This is a genomic window from Kribbella sp. NPDC048837, assembly GCF_055586945.1.
On record NZ_JBVJHF010000001.1, the window covers coordinates 555,794 to 576,093 of the forward strand.

Here is a 20,300-nt window from a genome sequence, read left to right on the forward strand (position 1 = left end):
ACACCAATCGGATAGGTAGTAATGCTAGCTATGGGTGGTATGTGATGAGCGAGCTCGCGATCGCGGCCGACGGGGTGGTGAAGCGATTCGGCGCGGTTGAAGCACTGCGTGGGGTCGACTTGCACGCTCCGGTCGGCGCAGTACTCGGCCTGCTCGGCCCGAACGGTGCCGGAAAGACCACGATCGTGCGAATCCTGGCGACGCTGCTCCGGCCCGACGCCGGCACCGTCCAGGTGGCAGGCCTGGACGTCGTCAGGCAACCCAAGGCAGTCCGCCGATTGATCGGCCTGTCCGGTCAGTACGCCGCGGTCGACGCTTACCTGACGGGTCGGGAGAATCTGCGGATGATCGGCCGCCTGTCCGGTCTGGGCCGCATCGACACCGCTCGCAGGGCGATCGAACTGCTGGATGCGTTCGATCTCCTGTCCGCGGCCAACCGAGTCGTTCGCGGCTACTCCGGCGGGATGCGCCGCAGGCTCGACGTGGCCGCGAGCTTGGTGGCAAAGCCGTCAGTACTGTTCCTCGACGAGCCGACCACCGGATTGGACCCTCGCGGCCGGATCGGGCTGTGGGCAACGATCCGGGCGTTGGCTGCCGAGGGAACCACCGTGCTGCTCACCACGCAGTACTTGGAGGAGGCAGACCAATTCGCGGACAGCATCGTGGTGATCGACGCCGGCCGTGTGATCGCCGCTGGAACAGCCGACGAGCTCAAGGCTCAGGTGGGTGGTGACCGGCTCGAATTGCTTCCGGCGCCAGGCATCGATCCGCAACTCCTGGCGGCAGCAATCGGCGACCTCGGATCGGGTTCGCCGATCGTGGACGAGATCGACGGACGAGTCGTCCTGCCGGTAGCGAACGGGCGGGATCTGCTCGGCGAAGTCGTGGCCCGCTTGACGGCTGCCGACGTACAGATCACCGACCTCGCGCTGCGCCGCCCGTCTCTCGACGACGTGTTCCTCGCCCTCACCGGAGAACCCGCAAGTGCTTCAGCGGCGGCACAATCCGGGAGCCGGCCATGACGACCGCGATCTCCGAGATGCAGGTCGCGTCGGTCGGTGACATCCGCGGGCTCACCTGGCTGCTGGGCGATGTGACCGTGATGACCGGGCGAAATCTGCGTCGACTGGTGCGGGTGCCGACCTTGATCGCGTTCGCGACCGTGCAGCCGGTGATGTTCGTGCTGCTGTTCACCTACGCCTTCGGAGGCGCGATTCACCCACCGGGGGTGGACAAGTATGTCGACTACCTACTGCCCGGGATCTTCGTCCTCGCGATCGCCTTCGGAGCCTCCCAAACCGGCGTGGCGATCGCCGACGACCTCGCCACCGGCATGATCGATCGCTTCCGCGCGCTGCCGATGACCAGGTCGGCGGTGCTGGCCGGGCGGACGCTGGCCGATGCCGTCCGCAACGTCTTCGTCCTGTTGCTGATGACCGGCGTCGGGTACGCGATCGGCTTCCGATTCCACGCGGGTACGGCGAACGCCGCTGCCGCGATCGGGCTCGCAGTACTCGTAGGTGTGCTCTTCTCGTGGATCAACGCCCTCGTCGGGTTGCTCGTCCACGACCCCGAATCTGCCGGGCTGGCCGGGTTGATGCCCGTCATAGCGCTCGTCTTCACCAGCTCGACGTTCGTCCCGGTGGCGACCATGCCAGGCTGGCTGGAGGCATTCGCGAAGGTGAACCCGATCACGATCACCGTCGACGCTCTCCGAGCCCTTGTCCTCGGCGGACCAACCGCCCAGCCGGTATTGCGAGCACTGGCCTGGATCACCGGTCTACTCCTGGTGACGGTTCCGGTAGCGGTGCACCGCTACCGACGTACCACTGCTGATTGAGCTCAAGGCGACCGGATGGCCGTGCATGTGGCCCTCTCAGCTGACGCGCGTGTTCAGCCCCGGGGTGCGTACATGATGATGCCGACGCCAGCCAGGCAGATCAGTGCACCGCCAACGTCGTAACGGTCGGGACGGAATCCGTCGAGGAGCACACCCCAAGCGAGCGATCCGGCGACGAAGATGCCGCCGTAGGCGGCCAGGATCCGGCCGAAGTTCGGGTCGGGCTGGAATGTGGCAACGAATCCATACGCGCCGAGGGCGAGGATCCCGCCGCCGATCCACCACAGCCCGCGGTGTTCGCGCCAGCCCTGCCAGATCAGCCAGGCGCCGCCGATCTCGGCAAGGGCGGCCAGCACGAACAAGGCGATGGATTTCGCGACGGTCATAGCACCAACCGTAGTGAGCACAACGGGCTGAACGCTGGTGCTTGGCTGAGCCGAGGAAGGTCGGCCGATCCACTGCATTGTCGTCGCAGACGCGCAGCCGGCCCGGGTACGCTCGGCTGGCAGCAGTCCGGCCGATTCGTAGAACCGCAGCATGGTGGCCGGAACGCCGCAGCGTTCGACCACCTGCGAGATGCGACAGGTGGTCCCGACTCGAAGGTCGGCCGCTCGAGGTTCTGATCGAGCGTGCGAACGGGTCAGCAGCAGTTCTTCAGGTACGACTGGAGGTCGGCCAGGGCTGTGGCGGCGCCTTCTCGGTTGGCTCGGTAGAGGACGGTTTTGCCTTCGCGGCGGGAGGTGACGATGCCGCCGCGGCGGAGGATGTCCAGTTGCTGGGAGGCCGTGGACGAGCGACTAGCAGGAGTACTGGATTCAGAACTTCGTCCTCAACACCCTGCTCCGTGTCGACGAGCAGACCTGTTCAACTTCGTACGGCGAGCACAGTCTGCGTTCCGCGAGTACTCGCTGGCACGCGAGCGAACGGCGGCCTTCCTCGATAACCAGGAGTGTCACGACCTACCTCGCAGCGATCGGCAACTGGGAGCTCCTCCTCGCAGACTCCTACCAGGCGTACCAACTGCTCGCGCGACCGGCCGAACACGAGACTGTTCGCACGCAACAACCGGCGCCGTCGGATCCGCGCCAGGCGATTCGCGGTCGGGGGCGTGGCGCTCACAGCCGTCGCGGTGATCGCGGCGACGATGTGGGCCGTCCGCCTCAGCGGCCGGACTTCGCCGTGACAGCGACCTGGACCGGTAGTCCGGTCGCGGCACCCCACGACGACCCTAAAGGTGAAGACGGCGTCCAACACGACTCGCGGCACCTTCACGGTGAAGGTCACCGCCACCAGTGGATCTCTGACCCACCACGTTACGGCGACTTTGGTCCGCTGACCCGTACCCCGACCTCGCAGGCCGTCGGAACGCCGACTGCCGCCCTTGCCCGCGGCATCGCTACCGCCCGCTTGGGCAGCTGCTAGGAGCGTCGGCGGCTCCGAGTCGCTCGCGAATACGCAGACGGCGCGAAGAAGGACGGCGACGGTGTCCTTCCGGTCCGCGGGCCGGTCAGGCGAGTAGCGTTCGGACCATGGTCGCTGCTCTGGGAAGGTTCGTGGTCCGCGCCCGCTGGTGGGTCATCGCCGCCTGGATCGTGGCGGCCGTGGTCATCGCGATGACAGCCCCCGCCCTGCAGTCCACGCAGGACCAGTCGGAGTTCCTGCCCGGGCACTACGAGTCCGTCAAGGCGCTGACCGTCCAGCAGGAAGCCTTTCCCGAGCGCGGAGAGATCGGCGCGATCGTGGTCTTCGACCGGGAGGATGGCAGCGAGGTGACCAAGGACGACCAGGCCAAGGTGTCGTCCATCGCCGAGCAGCTCAACACCAAAGGCTACGACAACCTGGGCACCGCGGCCGCTGCCCCGCCTTCGGACAACGGGTTGGTGCAGGCGATCTTCGTGCAGGTCAAGCCGGGCAAGAACGCCTTCGACCCGGCTGCTATCGAGGACGCCCGGAGCCTGCGCGCCGACCTCGAGCCAATGGTTCAGGGGACCGACCTCCGCTCGGGCGTGACGGGACCGGCGGCCCAGTCGCTGGACTCCCAGGAGTCGTCCGAGCAGGCGCTCGTCGTGGTCAGCGTCGTGACCCTGTTGCTCATCGTGGTCCTGCTCGCGCTGATCTTCCGTAGCGTCATCGCTTGCGCCCTGCCCATCGTGACCGTCGCCCTGGTCGGGACGACCGCCACCGGGCTCATCGCGGTGGCGAACGAGGCGTTCGACCTCAAGGCCGACAGTTCCATTTCGGTGATCTTGTTCATCGTGCTGTTCGGCATCGGGACCGACTACATCCTGTTCTTCCTGTTCCGTTACCGGGAGGCCCTGCGGCTGGGCTTCGACGGTCGAGGCGCGGTGTCCCACGCGGTCGAGCGGGCCGGTGAGGCGATCGCCTCGGCCGGCGGGGCGGTCATCATCGCCTTCATGGCGATGGTGCTGTCGTCCCTGAGCATCTTCCGCTCGATCGGGCCCGCGCTGGCGATCGCGGTCGCGCTGGCCGTGCTCGCGGCGTTGACGCTGGTCCCCGCAGTCGTCGCAGTCCTGGGGCCACGGGTCATCTCCTGGCCGTCGAAGAAGTGGATGGTCGAGCCCGAGGCCACCCGGTTCCGCGCCATCGGGCGGTCGGTTGCCGCGCACCCGGTCCGCTATGCCGTCGTCTCGGCGGGGTCGCTCGCCGTCCTGTCGTTGTTCGCCCTCGGGTTCAACCCGACCTTCAACTTCTCCGACAGCAGCACCGAGAAGACAGAGTCGGGCCAGGCGCTGATCACCTTCCAGAAGGGCCAGCCCAGTGGTGCCGCCGACCCCACGACGGTGCTGTTGCGCGCGACAGGCGGCCAGCCGCTCGACGACGCCGCGCTCACCACGTACGCCTCCGAGCTAGGCACCGCAGAGGGCGTCGCGTCGGCGACGCTGACCGCCCGCACCGATGACGTCGCGGTGTTCACAGTCGTCCTCTCCGACGACCCCGCGTCCGACGCGGCGATGGCTAACGTCGAGGGTCCCGTGCGCGACACCGCGCACTCGGCCGCGCCGGACGGGACCGAGGCTTTCGTCGGCGGCACCACGTCGATCTTCGTCGACCTCGACGACGCTATGGCGCGCGACTACTCGGTCGTGTTCCCGGTTGCGGCAGTGCTGATCATGATCATCTTGGCATTGCTGCTGCGCAGCCTCGTCGCGCCGTTCTACCTCATCCTCTCGGTGGGCCTCGGCTTCACCGCCAGCCTGGGCGCGACCGTGCTGGTCTTCCAACGCCTGCTCGGAGAGCAAGGGCTGATCTTCATCCTGCCGATCTACATCTACCTCTTCGTGGTGGCGTTGGGCACCGACTACAACATCTTGATGGTGGCGCGCCTGCGGGAAGAGGCACGGGGAGGGCTCGAGCCGCGGCCCGCAGCGGCCAAGGCGATCGAGCATGCCGGTCCGACGGTCGCGGCCGCCGGCCTGATCCTCGCCGGCACCTTCGCCTCGCTGATGTTCGCCGAGGGCACGTTCTTCAAGTCTTTGGGCTTCTCGTTCTCCGTCGGTATCGCCATGGCCGCATTCGTGATGGCGCTCTTCCTGACCCCGGCGCTAACCGCACTCATCGGGCACGCCGCGTGGTGGCCCGGCCACGGGGACCGGGCCACCGACACAGTCGAGGAGCCCGCCGAGGCGCGCGTCCTGGAGAGCTGATCCGACCGGGATCGCTCTGGGCAGTTGACTACCACCGGGCCGCGCGGCATCGGTGTGCGGGCCGCAGTCGTGCGCCTTGTCCGGTGGCAAGGCGCGTTCCCGCTGATGGTTGCATCCAACGGAACGGCTCAACTGCCACCGTCGACGTGATGTCGCCACCTGTCGTCAAGACGCCTGGCTCGCGCTGCCGGAGTGGGCGGACGCGTCGTACCAGCGCAGCACTCGCAGCGCCCTCAAGGTGTTCCACCGGCTCGGCGTGCCGTCGGGTTCCTCGAACCGGAAGTGGACCGCGCCGGGGTGGGTGTTCTCGAGCAGCCAACGCCCGTCGGGTCGGCGCTTTGCGCGGACGCGTTCGATCGCTTCGGTCAGCCGCGGATCCGGAGTGCCCCCACGCAGGGCGAAGTACTCCGTGGCCTTGAGCAGGTCGTATTGCCAGCGTAGGGGGTAGGAGAACAATGCCCACTGCGGGTTGACCACCTCGCCCGTGCGTAACGACCGGAAGAGGTTGCGCCGGAGCAAGTACTCCTCTCCGTTCTGGCGAGCCCGGCGGACCTCCTCAGATCCGCCGGTATGGCGCTCCCATCTCAGCAGAGCGTCGATCACGTCCAGGGTGCTTGCGAAAGATGACGGCGCTGGGCGCGTCTCGGCCCAGCAGTTCCAGCCACCATCCGGCATCTGGTCGGCCAGGAGCCGCTGCACCACCGGGTCGACGTCGACGTCCAAGTAGGCACCGATCAGAATCGTGCCGGCGTTGATGCAGCAGTCCGCTTCGCCGGCGAAGAACGGCAGCCCGTCGTACTCCCAGCGGCAGTTGCGGGCCACCAGGTGTGCGGTCTCTTGCATCACCGGACTTTCCGGGGGTATGCCCAGGTGGCACAGGTCGAGCAGGACCGGGTACGTCGCGGTCCACGGCTGGCTCGGCTCGGCACTCGACCCGTCGGTCGGTGCCTCGGCCGGTTCTGGGTCGGGTGACGGGAAAGGTGGTGGTGGCTCACCGGCAGCCAGAGCCCGCGCAGTGGCGGCTGCGAACGCCGCGGTACCCGGAAAGCAGGCCCCGTTCGCCCACAGGCCATCAGGAGCCCGCAGCGCCAGCAGCCGAGCACCCCAGCCCTCGTGCTCCACCCGCGATCGCTCGGTCGCCACCTCGGTCTCCGAGGCGTCGACGAGGTCGCGCAGCACCTGCCAGCGGATCGCCGGATCGCCCTGCAGCAGCCACTGGACAACCGGATCGTCCTCGGCCATCGGCGGCGTTCGTGGCTGGTAAGGGCCCTGATTCTCCGTCGGCTCCATCCCTGAACCTCACCTACGCCCGACACTACGAACGCCGGAGGCGCCTTCGCTGAGGGCAACCAACGCTTCCACGGCGCAGTTGCGCAGGCGTTGCTCGTCGAGTCGCCCGTTCCGGATCGTCCACCCTCCGAAAGGTAGCGGACCGTCAAGCTGATAGACCACCGCTCATCGGGCTATGGATTCCACCCTTTGTGCGCGTTCGCCGACCACGGACCCGACAGATCGGGCGACTGCCTGAGGAGGCGGCGCAGAAGCTGGCCGCCGATCTGGAATTGCAGTACGGGCCCCGGTCGCCAGACCACATCCGCCGTGTCGACCGGGCGTCCGATCCAGGGCTGACGTGAGCGTGATGTGCGACACGGGACGTCACAGTCGCGATGGCTGCGGTGTCGTATGGATGACCGCGGATCGCGGCCCGGCGTGGAGGATGACCAGGAGGTCGAGCCATGCACCGCCGATGGAGGAACCTGCGAGCAAGGGTATTCCCCGACCACTGGTCGCTGCTGTTCGGCCAGATCGCCTTCTACAGCTTCGTTGTGATCGTGCTCAGCGGCGTGGTCCTGACGGTGTACTACGAACCGTCGGTCGATCACGTCGTGTATGACGGACCGTACGCACCGCTGCACGGCGTAGACATGTCGCGGGCACTGGATTCGACCATGGCGATCACCTTCGAGGTTCGCGGTGGGTTGCTGATGCGCCAGGTCCATCACTGGGCCACGCTGATCATGGTGGCGGCGATCACGCTGCACCTGTTGCGGCTGTTCTTCACTGCCGGGTTCCGTCGGCCACGGCGCCTGAACTGGCTCGTCGTCGTCGGGCTGCTCATCGTGATGCTGGCCGCATGCCTCACCGGCACTTCACTCCCCGACGACATGGCGTCCGGCACCAGCCTCGCCGTACTGGACGGTGTCCTGCAGGCGACTCCGCTGGTCGGCTCTGGCCTCTCGGCCCTGCTGTTCGGTGGGCAGTTCCCGGGCGATGTGATCTCGTGGTTCTACCCGTTGCACATCGTCGTCCTGCCCGCCGTACTTGTCGTCCTCTTCGTTGTCGGTGCGGTCCTCGCGCTCAGGCACAAGCCCGCGCAGTTCGCCGGCCCCGGGCGTACGGAAGAGAACGTGGTGGGACGTCCGGCGACTGTGGCCGCGGTCAAGAGTGTTGGCCTGTTCTGCTTCGTCGCGGGGGTTGCGATCTTCATGGCCGCGACGGCGACCATCAATCCGGTGTGGCTGTACGGCCCGGCGGATCCGGCGAACACCTCGGCCGGTGTCGGCCCGGCGTGGTATCTCGCCTTCCTCGACGGCTCGCTTCGGCTGGCGCCAGGCTGGGAATTCGTCTGGTGGGGCAAAACGTTCAGCTTGGCCGTACTGCTGCCGGTCACGGCCTGCACGCTGTTCCTTGCGCTCGTCGCGGTCTACCCGTTCGTCGAGGAGCGGCTGACCGGCGACCGGAGGCATCACCACGTCCTCGTTAGGCCGCGCAACAACCCGACCCGAACCGGCATCGGAGTCGCCGGTATGACCTTCTACGGCATCCTCTGGGCCGCAGCCGGCGCCGACACCATGGCCGTGCAGTTCCACCTTTCGGTCAACTCACTCCTGCACGTCTTCCAGGTCCTCGTGATCCTGGGTCCACCCGCCGCACTGGTGATCACCCGCCGCATCTGTTACGGGCTGCAGGAACGGGGCGCGCGGATCGCCGCGCTCGGCGTCGAGACCGGCCAGGTATTCCGGCGGACGGACGGCGGGTACGTCGAGCAGCACCGTCCAGTCGACGCATATCGGCGCTGGCAGCTCGTGGGCGCATCCGCGGAGAACCGCGCATTGACCGCACAGACCATCCCCGCGACGAGGGACGCAAAGCCCGAAGGTACTGAATGACGGGCACGAGGAGCGTGGTCAACGCGCCTACCGCTGGATCGACCTGACTCGTCGCGAGGTGTCGTCAACGGCCGTCGGTATGGGGGATGACGATCAAGCGATCGCGGAGCTCTTGGGGCAGCGGAGCGGGCAGGATGCGACGAGTCACCAGGTCAGCGCACCCGAAGCTGGCCTCGCAGAATAGTTGCCGAAGGCCACCAGAGCGCGTGCGCACCTTCGCCCCACGCGAACCTGCCCACCACGGCCGGCTGGCGCGGCTCGCTCGAGCTGCGGCAGAGCCAGCGCGAGAGCTTTGTCCAGCGGGCTTCCGATCCGCCGACGCCACGAATGGTGCCATCCGGGGTCTCCCGCTCGGCTGGGGCGCTGCTCCTGTCGGTGGCGACGTCGATGGAGGCTCCGGCACGCGGTCCAGCGTGCCGGCGAGCGATAGTGCGATGGGACTAGTGAAGTTGCCGGAGCGCGGTGCGGATCTCGGCGTCGGAGGCGTTGGTCGGCAGGAGGATCGACGGTACGCCTTTGCTGTCGAGGAATCCGATCACTCCGGACTGGCTCGGATCGATGCCCGCGGCGTCGCTGAGCCATACGGCGGGCTCGGTGGCCGGGTAGCCGACCGGGACCGGTAGTTGGCCGGCCTTCCGTTGGATCTCGGCTGTCGACGCGGGATGCTCCTTGTCGCCGACGGTGTCCCAGGTCAGGCCGATCACGGTTGGCGACGTGCCGCCGGAGGTGAGCTTGGCGAGGCGACGGACTGCGGGGGCAACGTCGGTGACGTCGCCGGCGGCCACGACGACCGGTTTCCCGGTGTAGTCGGCCCAGCGCAGTTGTCCGCCGCCGAGACGCGGCACGGTGAAAACCGGCATGCCTTCGGAGGCCGGGTTCAGTGCCGGATCGTCGTACAGTCCCGGTCCGTGCTCGCCCGGGCGACGGCCGCACGCGGCGTCGATGAGCGGAAGCTTCGACGCAGGCGGGGGTGGCAATGTCGCTGCCGCGGCCGACTCTCCAACCCGGCGCAGTTCTGTCGCGGCCTGCGCGGCCAGCTCGACGTCGCCGGGCGTCGTACCGACGCGGATCGCGAGCGGGCCAGTGAACAGGACGACCGAGTCACCCGCGAGGGAGACGGTTGGTACGCCGTGAATCGGGGTCAGTCGTGAGCACCCGACAATGTTCCCGCCAAGCGGGATCTCCTCGGCGCCGACCTCGATACGTGAGCTGCAAGTGCCTTCGCTGCAAAGGGATCCGTAGCCGACGCTCAATGACTGGCCGGGGTCGAGGGAGGTATCACCCTGCGCCTCAGTGTCCCCAGTGAAGATGATCGCGTCCTCCAGCGGCAAGCCGTGGAACTCGGCGCCGAGGTAGTAGATCGGTGTCGCCGTCGTGGCCGCGATCTGACGGAGCCGGGCCTCGGTCTTTGCCGGCCCCGGTCCGGACGGACCACCGCCGGGAGTCGAACTGTCGCCGCCGCCAGGTGGCATCGTCGTCGAGAACGTGTCAGGCGCGATCACAGGGGCGAACGTCACCTCGGTCAGTTTGTCCGGACCACCGTCCGCCAGGACCAGACCGGTCTGCTCATCCAGAGCGAGCTCTCGCGCGTCCATCGGCTCCGCCGGCGAGCCCTCAGCCGGCACCACCTTGTCGCAGTGATAGCGCACCGCTGTCCTGGCGAACAGTGTCGTCGTGCCCAGCCGCTTCGCTGCGGGACACATGTCGGCGAACTCCTTCGTGCCGGGCCGGTAGAAGAACGTGGCTCGGGGGAACTCGTCCTTGCTCGGGTTCTCCTGCCGCTGGTACCTCGGATCGCTCTGCGGGTCGAAGGAGAGCAACACCTTGCCGTCCCACACGACGTACGCGCCGGCGTCCGGTCCGGTGAGTAGCGTCTGCCGGAACCGCCTGTTTCCGTCCACGATCAACTCGTACGACCCGCCGTCGTCGGCAACGGTGCCGCGCATCTTGACCAGATCACGCGGCACCGTTGCCGACGGCGACGCAGACCCGCTCCCGGGTCGTTGCCCGCCACAACCACCTGTTGCCGCGACGACGAGCACGACCGCGACGACGAACATCTTTGCTTGCTTGGCCCGCACAGTCATGCCGACTGCGCTCCTCCCCTGTCGACAATGCTCCAGGGACCGGCGGTCGCGACCGGCCATGATCCCGCGGTGCACCCCAGACTGCCCCCTTGGCGCACGCAGCGCGGCTTCAGCTCAGTCTGCGCGCGGAGACGCCGCCACGGGCTGAGTAATAGTGCTCAATTCGCCCGGGGATCGTGCCAGATTCGGCCCAATACTCCAGCCGTAGTTCGTCATCTGACGGCATGGTGGTCCCGGGCACAGCGCGACCGCCGTCTGATGATCCGGAGTCGTCTGGACTACAGAAGATCTCGCGGTGACCGCGTGCCACCGCGTAGAACCTGATCGATCGCAGCGTGGCTCCTACGAACTGTGGGATGGGGAGCTGTGGCTGGGTCGCCGGCCAGGGGACGGCGCGGAGGCGTTCGAACGCGGTGGTGAGTTCGGCTGCCCAGGGCCAGTCGGTGTCGAGTCGCAGATACCGGCCACGGGCGGTGCGGACGAGAACTGCGGCGACGTGCAGTATCTGATAGCGATAGGTGGCTGGTTCGGTGCGGGCGAGGGTGCCGGTGAAGCACAGGGCGTTGGGACCCCGCGCTTCGCGGGACCACGCCGGCCGAGCGCCTGGCCTTGCTCGATGCTGACCGAAAGTGGCGTGCAGATACCTGCTGCGCTCCCGTGATCCTTCGTGCGGTTGTAGATGCCCTGAACGTCGATGGCACACCCCGGGTGTCGGCAACGCGTTGCATACGACACCAGCACGGCCGATCCGAAACCACGGACGACCACGGGACCAGCATTGAGCCGCCGCGGCCTGGCCACCTGTCGAGCATCCCGAGGCAGGCGCAGCACGTCACTGATCCTGTGACTGCGCACAGCCACGTATTCGCCTCCGACGACGCAATCTCCCCCGAAGATCCTCATGAAGCCAGCGGATGCTTGCTCGGCGAGGCGCTATCCGCCTCAAGCATGCGGTTGAGGCTGCCCGTGACCTGGGGAACCCGTCAGCTTATCCATGGCGCTTCGCAACTCTACGGAGGCGCCATCCTGGAGCTGAGCATTCGACAGTGCTCTCATGTTGCCGGCAACGACCGCCGGCGGCAGTCGACCAGGCCGAGATCGCCGCGGAGAATCTGCTCGGCGGCGACACCTCGATAGCCCTCGAAGACGTCGCCGAACACCGATACCGCCGCCTTCTGATCGGAGCCGACGGACGCATCGGCGGCGCGATCCTGCTGGGCTACCCCAACGACGCGGTAGCGGCGCACGAGGCAGTCGAACGCGGCGACGACGTCTCCGACCGCCTCGACGCGCTCCACACCGCCGACTGGTCCGTACTGTCCCACCCACACATTTGAGCGGCCCCCCGGCAAAAATCGGGATGGTGGCCCATTGCGGGCGCTGGTCCTCGGTGCAACAGTGAGCGCACCGCTGTCGCCCGCCGGGAGGTCGGATCATGCGTCGGTCGTTCGTTGTCATTCTCATCCTCGCCCTCGTCACCACCTTGGGCGCGGGGTTGACCACCGCCACCGCAACGCCCAGCGCAGGCAGAGATCCAGACCCGCTCGACGTCTACACGGCAACTGTCGAGACCGGGCAACTCGCCGAGATCACCCAGCAGGGCATCGAGGTGACCGGCCAGCGTCAGGTCGCGAACGGTGTCCAGGTCGACATGGTTCTGGACAAGGGCCAGGCTGACCGGCTTCGGGGCCACCGCATCGACCTGAAGCTCAAGCGAGTCAAGGGCGGCCAGACCGTCAAGGAGTTCGCAGCCGCGCAGGCGGCCGGCGGCTTCAACGTCTGGCGCTCGTACGACGAGCAGGGCGGCATCCGGGACCAGCTGTACGCCGCAGCTGCCGCGAACCCGCAACTGGCGAAGCTCGAGGTCCTCGGCCACACCGGGCAGGGTCGCGAGATCATCGCCGTCAAGCTCACCCAGGGCGCTCTCGGCCAGCAGGACGGCGTCCGGCCCGCGGTGCTGTTCAGCTCCACTCAGCACGCGCGTGAATGGATCTCCACCGAGGTCAACAGGCGGCTGATGTTCTACTACATCGACCAGTGGCGGGCGAACAACCGCGAGGTCCGCAAGCTGCTGCAGTCGACCGAGCTCTGGTTCATCCTCGTAGCCAACCCCGACGGCTACCAGTACACGTTCGATCACGAACGGCTGTGGCGGAAGAACCTGCGCGACAACAACGGGGACGGTGTGACCCAGGTCGGCGACGGCGTCGACCCGAACCGCAACTTCCCGAGCCACTGGGGCTGGGACGAAGAAGGCTCGTCGTCGATCCAGTCCAGCGACACCTACCGCGGTCCTGGCCCCATGTCCGAGCCGGAGACCGTGGCGATGGTCGGGCTGCTCGACCGGATCAAGTTCAAGTTCCAGGTCAACTACCACTCGAACGGGCAGTGGTTGCTCTACGCCGAGGGCTGGCAGACGAGCACGCCCACCGCGGACGACCCGATCTACTACGCGATGTCCGGCAACCTCGACGATCCCGCCATCGCCGACTTCCACCCTGGACTGAGCTCCGACGTTCTCTACGTGACCAACGGCGAGACGACGGACTACGCGCACTCGAAGGCCGGCACCTTGGCGTGGACACCTGAGCTGTCCGCGGGCTGCGACGGCTGCGGGTTCGTCTTCCCGGATGACGAGGCGTTGGTCCAGGCGGAGTTCGAGCGCAATCTGCCGTTCGCCCAGTCGGCGGCGAACTCCGCGGTCGACCCCGACGACCCGAAGACGGTCACAGGGATCAAGACCGAGCCGTTCTACATCGACAGCCAGGACCCCTACAAGCGCAGCAACCCCGGGGTCCAGCTGAGCTTCACCAAGTCGTACGGCGACCCGCAGCCGGTGGCCGTGATCGCCAAGCGGAGCCTCGGCGCCGTGACCGCGAAGTACCGCATCAACGGCGGTCCGGTGCAATCGAAACCCATGTCTGAGTGGCAGGGCGGGTCGCGGTACAACCCCGCGTCCGTCTACTACCACCAGATGCGGGGCGTGGTGACTGGAACAGATCCCGGCGACTCGGTCGAGGTCTGGTTCGAGGGCGGCGGCCAGCGGAGTGACTCATTCACCTACCAGGCCGTCTCCGAGAGCGGAAACCGCGTGCTCGTCGTGGCGGCCGAGGACTACACCGGCGCCTCGCCGGTGCAGACGCCGGGCCCTCACTTCGCCCAAACCTATGTGGATGCCCTCGCGGCCAACGGCCAGCAGGCCGACGTCTACGACGTCGACGCCGCGGGGCGCCTGGCTCCCGACGCGCTCGGGGTGCTCAGCCACTACGACGCGGTGATCTGGGAGACGGGCAACGACTTGGTGACCCGCACGGCCGGCCGGGGCGCCGGCAACGCGGACCGACTGGCCCTCGACGAGATCCTGGAATTCCGCTCGTACATGAACGAGGGCGGCAAGGTGCAGCTTGTGGGCGACTCCGCGGGCCAGCAGTACACCAACAACGTCGGCAACCAGCTCTACGACCCGAAGGGCGAGGTCGCCTGCAACCCGCCGCCCGCGGGTATCGACCCGCGGCGGTGCCTGCCGTTGTGGGGTTCGTTCGGTGGTGGCGACCAGACCCACGACGTACTGCAGTACTACCTGGGCGCCTACCTCGCCGTGCCCGCTGACGGTCTCGACGACAATGGCGGCGCGTTCGACTCCGTCGGCATCGGCGAGCCGTTCGCCGGCTTCTCCTGGGGCCTCGACGATCCCGTCTTCGCAGGGAACGCCACCAGGCGGTCGTCGTTCATCGCGACCAGCGGGATCCTGCCGACCGACCAGTTCAAGCAGTTCGAGAGTTCGGCGGCCGCACGGTACGACAAGCCGGGCAGCCCGTTCGACCCGCACACGGGAACCCACTACGTCTACTCCCAGATCGCCGATGTGTCGTACAAGAGGCTGACCCGTGCGGTCCAGGTGCCGCCGGCTGGTGGGTCGATGACGTTCTGGACGTCGTACGACACCGAACCGGCGTGGGACCACCTGTTCGTGGAGGCCCGGACGCCGAACCAGGACAACTGGACGACGCTGCCGGACGCCAACGGGCACACGACGACGGACACCGGTGAGAGCTGCAAGCAGGAGAACTCTGGTGGGTGGCGCACCCTTCACCCACAGCTCGACCACTACCAGACCCAGACGGGTCCTTCGACGTGCGCCCCCACCGGGACCACCGGTGCGTGGAACGCCGCCAGCGGGAACTCGGGTGGTTGGCAGCAGTGGAGCGTCAACCTAGGCGCGTACGCCGGCCAGACGGTCGAGATCTCCATCGCCTACGCCAGCGACTGGGCCTCCCAGGGCCTCGGTGTCTTCCTCGACGACATCACGCTCCCGGACGGCACCAGCACGTCGTTCGAGACGGGCCTGGAGGGCTGGTCGATCACGGGGCCGCCCGCGGGCAGTGCGCCCAACGCCAACAACTTCATCCAGACGGACGCCTCCGGCTTCCCGGTCGGCAACACCATCACGACCCCGCACTCGCTGTTGATGGGCTTCGGGCTCGAGGGTGTGTCCACCGCCGCCGAACGCAATGCGGTGATGGGCCGGGCGCTCGACCATCTGCTGGGCTGAGTGTCCGCGCGCTGGCTGCCAACCGTAGTGGCGGTTGGCAGCCGGCTCAGGCGGAGCGGATGCTGGGGAGGTCGAGGAGGCGCTGCAGGGCGGCGGTCGGCTCGAGGCCGAGCTCGGCGTTCAGCAAACGGCCGTACCGGTCGAACTCGCGGCTCGCCCCGGGTCGTTGCCCGCCACAACCACCTGTTGCCGCGACGACGAACATCTTTGCTTGCTTGACCGCACAGTGATGCCGACTGCGCTCCTCCCCTGTCGACGATGCTCCAGGGACCGGCGGCGGCGACCGGCCATGATCCCATGTGCAGCTTGTCAGTCACGATCGCGGGTAGCCGTAGTTGCCACTCGGATGAGTGCACGCTGGAGGACGTCGTCGTCACCGGCCGCATTGGTCACGATGAGATGGCCGCCCTCGACTCCGCTGGCACGCATCTGGTAGGCCATCGAGTCGACCCCCGCTCATCGTTTGCTTGGCGTACCTGCGCCCGGGCGACTCGCTCGTCGTACCGAGCCTCGACCGGCTCCACGCATCTCCAACTGGACCCGCGTGAAGTCCCCCACAAAGACGAGCGCCGGATGTGCGGGCTCACGGGACCGCACGATCTTCGACTGCGCAGGCCGCCGAAACCTCACGATGTGGCCGGCCGCGACATCATCCGGGTCCAGCAGCTCCTCAACCTTCTGCCACCGGCCATAGACCGCGAAGCCGTGTAGCGCGGGTTGTCCAGAATCGCCTTGCCATCGACAGGCGCTAGGGCACGCAGACCCGACTGCGAGAACGCATGAGGGCCTCCGCGATCGGCTCTGAGACTGAGCCTCTCTTGGGAGGGTGCCCGCACTCTAGGGCAGTAGTCAACGGCGCCCTAAGGCTCCGGTTGGTGTGTGCGGGCAGACCGTCGAGGGCGCTGGTACCTCGAGCGACGGGCAGGAGAGTGGGGGCGGTGCCGCGCAGGTCGCCGGGGGTGCACGATGAAGTCATGCAGGACGTCGCCGGTGTTCCCCGCGCCGGCAGCCGGGGCCGGCCGAGGTGGATCCACCCGCTCGGCGACTGGCTGCTGGTCGCCGCGGTGGCCCTGCTGCACCTGCTCAACCCGCGGATCGGTCCCGGCGAGCCGGAGCAGCAGACGTCGATCCTGCTGGGCGCGGTCTGGCTTGGTCTCGTGCTCGTTCAAAGTGTGCCGTTGCTCTGGCGACGACGGCGTCCCGCGGTGGTGCTCGTTGTGGTGTCGGCCGCGTGGGTCGTTGCCCAGGTGGTGTTCGGGCCGTCGGCACCGTTCGGGCTGTGGGTTGCCCTGTACTCAGTGATCGTGCACGCGACCCGGCGTATGGCCGAGGTCGGCGCGGCGGCTGCGACCGTCGTGGTCGCGGCGCTCGAACTCGCGCAGGTCGGCGGAGACCGTCTGCGGTTGGAGGACGCGCTGCCGATGGTTGTCGTCACCTTGGTGGTCGGGATCGTCGGTTTCGTCGTCGCGGACCGCCGGACCCGGAGCGCGGCGCTTCGGGACCGCGCGGAGTTTCTCGAGCGGGAGCGCGAGGCGCTGTCACGTCAGGCTGCTGCTGAGGAGCGGTTGCGCATCGCTCGAGAGCTTCACGACCTGGTGGCGCACAGCCTCACCACGATCGCCATTCAGTCGAGCACCGGCAGGCTGGCTCTGCCGCAGCATCCGGACGTGGCGCAGCGTGCCTTGGCTACGATCGAGACGACCAGCCGGGACGCCAGCCGGGAGATGCGGCAGCTGCTCGGCGTGCTGCGGCAGGGCGGCGACACCGCGGCTCAGCTGGATCCGACCCCAGGGATGGCGAACCTCGACGATCTGGTCGGCACGATGCGTCACGCCGGCGCGGACGTGCAGCTCTCCGTCGAAGGCGACCGCCGGCCGCTCTCGCGGAGCCTTGACCTGGTCGCGTACCGGGTGGTGCAGGAAGCGCTCACCAACGTCGTCAAGCACGCTGGGCGGCCGGCGGCGGCCGCGGTCCTCGTGCGGTACGACGGCGACCAGCTCGTCGTGGAGATCACCGACGACGGGGCCGGGAACGGGAAGTCTTCCGGCGGCCACCCCGGTCTCGGCATCGTCGGGATGCGCGAACGGGTGACCGCGTTGGGCGGACAGTTCACGGCCGGGCCCAGACCGGTGCGGGGGTTCCGTGTGGAGGCTCGGCTGCCGATCCGGGCGGAGGACGAGCCATGACGATCCGCGCCGCGCTGGCCGACGACCAGCCACTGGTCCGCGACGGCTTTCGCGCGCAGATCGCTCTGGTCGACGACATCGAGCTCGTGGCCGAGGCCACGACCGGCGCCGAGGCGATCGAGGTCGCCCGCAGCTGCCGGCCCGACGTACTGCTGATGGACGTCCGGATGCCGGTGATGGACGGCATCGAGGCCACGCGGCGGATCACCTCCGACGAACGGTGCGGCGGTGTGCGTGTGCTGGTGCTGACGACGTTCGACCTCGACGAGTACGTGTACGCCGCGCTGCGGGCCGGGGCGAGCGGCTTCCTGCTGAAGGACAGCCTGCCGGAGGATCTGTTCGCGGCGATCCGCTTGATCGCGGCCGGCGACGCGCTGCTGGCTCCCGGCGTGACCCGCCGACTGATCGCCGAGTTCGCACGCCGCCCCGAGACGCCTCGGGCCCGCCCGGCGGAGCTGGCGCAGCTGACCGACCGCGAACGCGACGTACTCGGCCTGATCGCCCAGGGCCTGTCCAACAGCGAGATCGCGGACGGGCTGGTCGTCAGCCCGGCAACGGTGAAGACCCACGTCAGCCGCATCCTCGCCAAGCTCGCCGCTCGGGATCGCGCTCAGCTGGTGATGCTCGCCTACGAGAGTGGCCTGGTCGTACCGCGCGACACCTGAGGCGTACATCTGCGGATGTAGTCGTGGGCCTGACGGCGTACGGCCAGGTTCGGATCCAAGGCCGACGACGCAGGGGTTCACGATCCGTAACTTCGAGGCCATGACAGAGATCGCCCTCAGGGGGCTCACCAAGAAGTACGGCGACGTGATCGCCGTCGACGATCTCAGCGCCGACATCCGCAGTGGCAGGGTCACCGGCTTCCTCGGACCCAACGGCGCTGGCAAGACGACCACCCTTCGCATGCTGCTCGGGCTGGCCCGTCCCACCTCCGGCACCGCCACCATCGACGGGGTCGCCTACCGTGACCTGCCCACACCGACCCGTCGCGTCGGCGCGGTCCTCGACACAGGCGTGTTCCACCCGGCCCGCACCGGCCGGAACGCCCTGCGGGTCTACGCGACCGCCGCCGGCCTGGGCACCGCCCGGCTGGACGCCGTCCTCGACACGGTCGAGCTGGGACGTGCCGCCGGGCGACGCGTCGGCGGCTACTCACTCGGCATGCGGCAGCGGCTGGCGCTCGCGGCTGCACTGCTCGGCGAGCCTGACGTACTGGTTCTCGACGAGCCGACCAACGGGCTGGACCCGCACGGCGTGCACTGGCTGCGCGGTTTCATCCGCACCTACGCCGCGGGCGGCGGCACGGTGCTCGTCTCCAGTCACCTGCTGGCCGAGCTGACCAACACCGTCGACGACGTCCTGATCATCAACCGCGGCCGGCTCGTCGAGCACGCATCACTGGCCGAACTGACCAACGCGACCACAAGCCTCGAGAGTCGTTTCCTCGAGCTCACCACTGAGAGACCATCATGACCGCACTGTTCCGCGCCGAGCTGATCAAGCATCTCGGGTTGCGCCTGACCTGGGTGATGCTGACCATCGCGATCACCCTCTCCGCAGGCCTCACCACGGCGATCGCCATCGTGGCAGGCAGCCATGGTTCCGCCCCGCTCGGCCGGGAGGACCTTCGGGGCGTGCTCGCCGTCCCCGGCCTTCTCGTCGCGGGCATCGTCTTCGTGCTCGGCGTGCTGTCAGCGGCCGGTGAGTACCGGCATCACACCATCACCGCATCGCTGCTCGTCACCCCGCGTCGTGGCCGCTTCCTCGCCGGCAAGTACGCCGCGGCCGCCGTCGTCGGGACGGCCTTCGCCAGTGTTACGCTGATCGCGTCGTACGTCGCCACGGCGATCGTGGTGCTCGTCAAGGACCTGCCCGTCGACCTGCTGACCGGAGACGCCGCCCTCACCGGGCTCGGAGTCACAATCACAGCCGGCCTGTTCGCCTTGGCGGGAGCCGGTCTGGGTGCGCTCGTGCGCAGCGAGGCCCTCGCGATCATCGCGGCAGTCGCATGGTGGTTCGTGATCCAGGGGCTGCTCCCCGGTGCGCTGCGCGAGCCCGGACTGGCGAAGTACCTTCCGGCGGCCGCTTCGAGAGCGCTCATCCAAGCCGGGATGCCCGTCGCGGACGCAAGCGTCGCGGCGGCTACAGGCGGCTTGCTGCTCGCGTCGTACGTCGCGGCCATCGCCACCTCCGCAGCGCTTGTCACCGAGCGGCGAGATGTGGCCTGAGCTGCGGCGCGGGACGTGCGCTCGACGGGCAGTCGTGGCCTGGTCTGCCCGTGGCGGGGAGGTCCGGATGACCGGACCCCCCGCCACGGCGGGCATGAACTACGGAGCGTTCCCTATGCGTAGGCCCCTCGTCGCGGAGCTCGATCTCCCGACGCGGAACTCGAACCGGAGACACAGGGGTTATGAGAGCCTTGGATATCCCACATCGGTCGACTTCAGGCCGGTCTGCATTTCGTACGACGATTGGTGCCACGCGCATCGTCCGTCAACCTCTCCACGTCGTTTCAAAGAAGGTGATCACCAAGCGGGGCAGGCCCCAGCGTTCACCGACACCGTGTGTCTGGAACGGATCGGGCTCGCCATCCACGATCCACCGGTACTTTCCAACCTCCGCGTCGGGAACCTCGACGATCACCCACCAGTCGCGGTCCTTGACAGCCGTGTTCCAGGCCGGAAACGAGAACATGCGCGCGGTCAACGAACGCCTCGGCTACACCAACGGATCTGTCAGCGTCCGCGTCCAGGCTCCCCTCCCACAGGTCCAGATCTGACCCTCCCACCGGCCCTCA

At 68.0% G+C, this 20,300-nt stretch carries 15 protein-coding genes and 2 pseudogenes; 9 read left to right on the forward strand and 8 right to left on the reverse strand.

Annotated elements, in window-relative coordinates:
- Positions 1-44: 44 nt before the first annotated feature.
- Together ACZ6O0_RS02725 and ACZ6O0_RS02730 are read left to right on the forward strand one after the other, a co-directional pair.
- Positions 45-1,022 (forward strand): ATP-binding cassette domain-containing protein, encoded by a 978-nt coding sequence (locus ACZ6O0_RS02725; RefSeq protein WP_465763070.1) that lies wholly within the window; start codon positions 45-47, stop codon positions 1,020-1,022.
- A complete protein-coding gene (locus tag ACZ6O0_RS02730; RefSeq protein ID WP_465763071.1) occupies positions 1,019-1,840 on the forward strand; it encodes an ABC transporter permease in 822 nt (273 codons plus the stop codon). Before ACZ6O0_RS02725 ends, ACZ6O0_RS02730 begins: the two co-directional genes overlap by 4 nt.
- Positions 1,841-1,893: 53 nt before the next feature.
- On the opposite strand, the gene ACZ6O0_RS02735 is transcribed toward ACZ6O0_RS02730, so the two are convergent.
- Together ACZ6O0_RS02735 and ACZ6O0_RS02740 are read right to left on the reverse strand one after the other, a co-directional pair.
- On the reverse strand, positions 1,894-2,226 hold the full coding sequence (locus tag ACZ6O0_RS02735; protein WP_465763072.1) for a YnfA family protein: 333 nt from the start codon (positions 2,224-2,226) through the stop codon (positions 1,894-1,896).
- Between the two features lie 108 nt (positions 2,227-2,334).
- Positions 2,335-2,490: pseudogene (locus ACZ6O0_RS02740) on the reverse strand (MerR family DNA-binding transcriptional regulator); the annotation flags it as partial.
- Positions 2,491-3,369: 879 nt separating this feature from the next.
- Here ACZ6O0_RS02740 and ACZ6O0_RS02745 point away from each other — a divergent pair.
- Entirely contained in the window at positions 3,370-5,505 is a 2,136-nt protein-coding gene (locus ACZ6O0_RS02745) for an MMPL family transporter (protein ID WP_465763073.1), read from the forward strand.
- A gap of 165 nt (positions 5,506-5,670) precedes the next feature.
- On the opposite strand, the gene ACZ6O0_RS02750 is transcribed toward ACZ6O0_RS02745, so the two are convergent.
- Positions 5,671-6,795, reverse strand: a complete 1,125-nt coding sequence (locus ACZ6O0_RS02750; RefSeq protein WP_465763074.1) for a prenyltransferase/squalene oxidase repeat-containing protein — start codon at positions 6,793-6,795, stop codon at positions 5,671-5,673.
- A 446-nt stretch (positions 6,796-7,241) separates the two neighbouring features.
- On the opposite strand from ACZ6O0_RS02750, the gene qcrB reads away from it, so the two are divergent.
- On the forward strand, positions 7,242-8,675 hold the full coding sequence (gene qcrB, locus ACZ6O0_RS02755) for a cytochrome bc1 complex cytochrome b subunit (RefSeq protein ID WP_465763075.1): 1,434 nt from the start codon (positions 7,242-7,244) through the stop codon (positions 8,673-8,675).
- Positions 8,676-9,115: 440 nt separating this feature from the next.
- Here the strand turns inward: qcrB and ACZ6O0_RS02760 are convergent, their stop codons facing one another.
- The 3 genes and pseudogenes from ACZ6O0_RS02760 to ACZ6O0_RS02770 all read right to left on the reverse strand — a co-directional run bounded on the left by ACZ6O0_RS02760 (position 9,116) and on the right by ACZ6O0_RS02770 (position 12,060).
- The gene (locus ACZ6O0_RS02760; protein WP_465763076.1) at positions 9,116-10,762 is read right to left on the reverse strand and encodes a hypothetical protein; all 1,647 of its coding nucleotides are present in this window, start codon (positions 10,760-10,762) and stop codon (positions 9,116-9,118) included.
- Between the two features lie 373 nt (positions 10,763-11,135).
- Positions 11,136-11,324: pseudogene (locus ACZ6O0_RS02765) on the reverse strand (IS1380 family transposase); the annotation flags it as partial.
- 490 nt (positions 11,325-11,814) lie between these two features.
- Entirely contained in the window at positions 11,815-12,060 is a 246-nt protein-coding gene (locus ACZ6O0_RS02770; protein WP_465763077.1) for a hypothetical protein, read from the reverse strand.
- Between the two features lie 137 nt (positions 12,061-12,197).
- Between ACZ6O0_RS02770 and ACZ6O0_RS02775 the strand changes: the two genes are divergently transcribed.
- Positions 12,198-15,314, forward strand: a complete 3,117-nt coding sequence (locus ACZ6O0_RS02775) for a M14 family metallopeptidase (RefSeq protein ID WP_465763078.1) — start codon at positions 12,198-12,200, stop codon at positions 15,312-15,314.
- A gap of 46 nt (positions 15,315-15,360) precedes the next feature.
- Here ACZ6O0_RS02775 and ACZ6O0_RS02780 read toward each other — a convergent pair whose 3' ends face one another.
- Positions 15,361-15,519: a hypothetical protein gene (locus ACZ6O0_RS02780; protein WP_465763079.1), complete on the reverse strand. Its 159-nt coding sequence runs from the start codon at positions 15,517-15,519 to the stop codon at positions 15,361-15,363.
- 769 nt (positions 15,520-16,288) lie between these two features.
- Between ACZ6O0_RS02780 and ACZ6O0_RS02785 the strand changes: the two genes are divergently transcribed.
- From ACZ6O0_RS02785 to ACZ6O0_RS02800, 4 genes are all read left to right on the forward strand, one after another.
- Entirely contained in the window at positions 16,289-17,500 is a 1,212-nt protein-coding gene (locus ACZ6O0_RS02785; protein ID WP_465763080.1) for a sensor histidine kinase, read from the forward strand.
- The gene (locus tag ACZ6O0_RS02790) at positions 17,497-18,165 is read left to right on the forward strand and encodes a response regulator (RefSeq protein WP_465763081.1); all 669 of its coding nucleotides are present in this window, start codon (positions 17,497-17,499) and stop codon (positions 18,163-18,165) included. Before ACZ6O0_RS02785 ends, ACZ6O0_RS02790 begins: the two co-directional genes overlap by 4 nt.
- A gap of 100 nt (positions 18,166-18,265) precedes the next feature.
- Positions 18,266-18,976 (forward strand): ABC transporter ATP-binding protein, encoded by a 711-nt coding sequence (locus ACZ6O0_RS02795; RefSeq protein WP_465763082.1) that lies wholly within the window; start codon positions 18,266-18,268, stop codon positions 18,974-18,976.
- Complete coding sequence (locus ACZ6O0_RS02800) at positions 18,973-19,731, forward strand: hypothetical protein (RefSeq protein ID WP_465763083.1); 759 nt, start codon at positions 18,973-18,975, stop codon at positions 19,729-19,731. Before ACZ6O0_RS02795 ends, ACZ6O0_RS02800 begins: the two co-directional genes overlap by 4 nt.
- A gap of 265 nt (positions 19,732-19,996) precedes the next feature.
- Here the strand turns inward: ACZ6O0_RS02800 and ACZ6O0_RS02805 are convergent, their stop codons facing one another.
- On the reverse strand, positions 19,997-20,209 hold the full coding sequence (locus ACZ6O0_RS02805; RefSeq protein ID WP_465763084.1) for a hypothetical protein: 213 nt from the start codon (positions 20,207-20,209) through the stop codon (positions 19,997-19,999).
- Positions 20,210-20,300 lie beyond the last annotated feature (91 nt).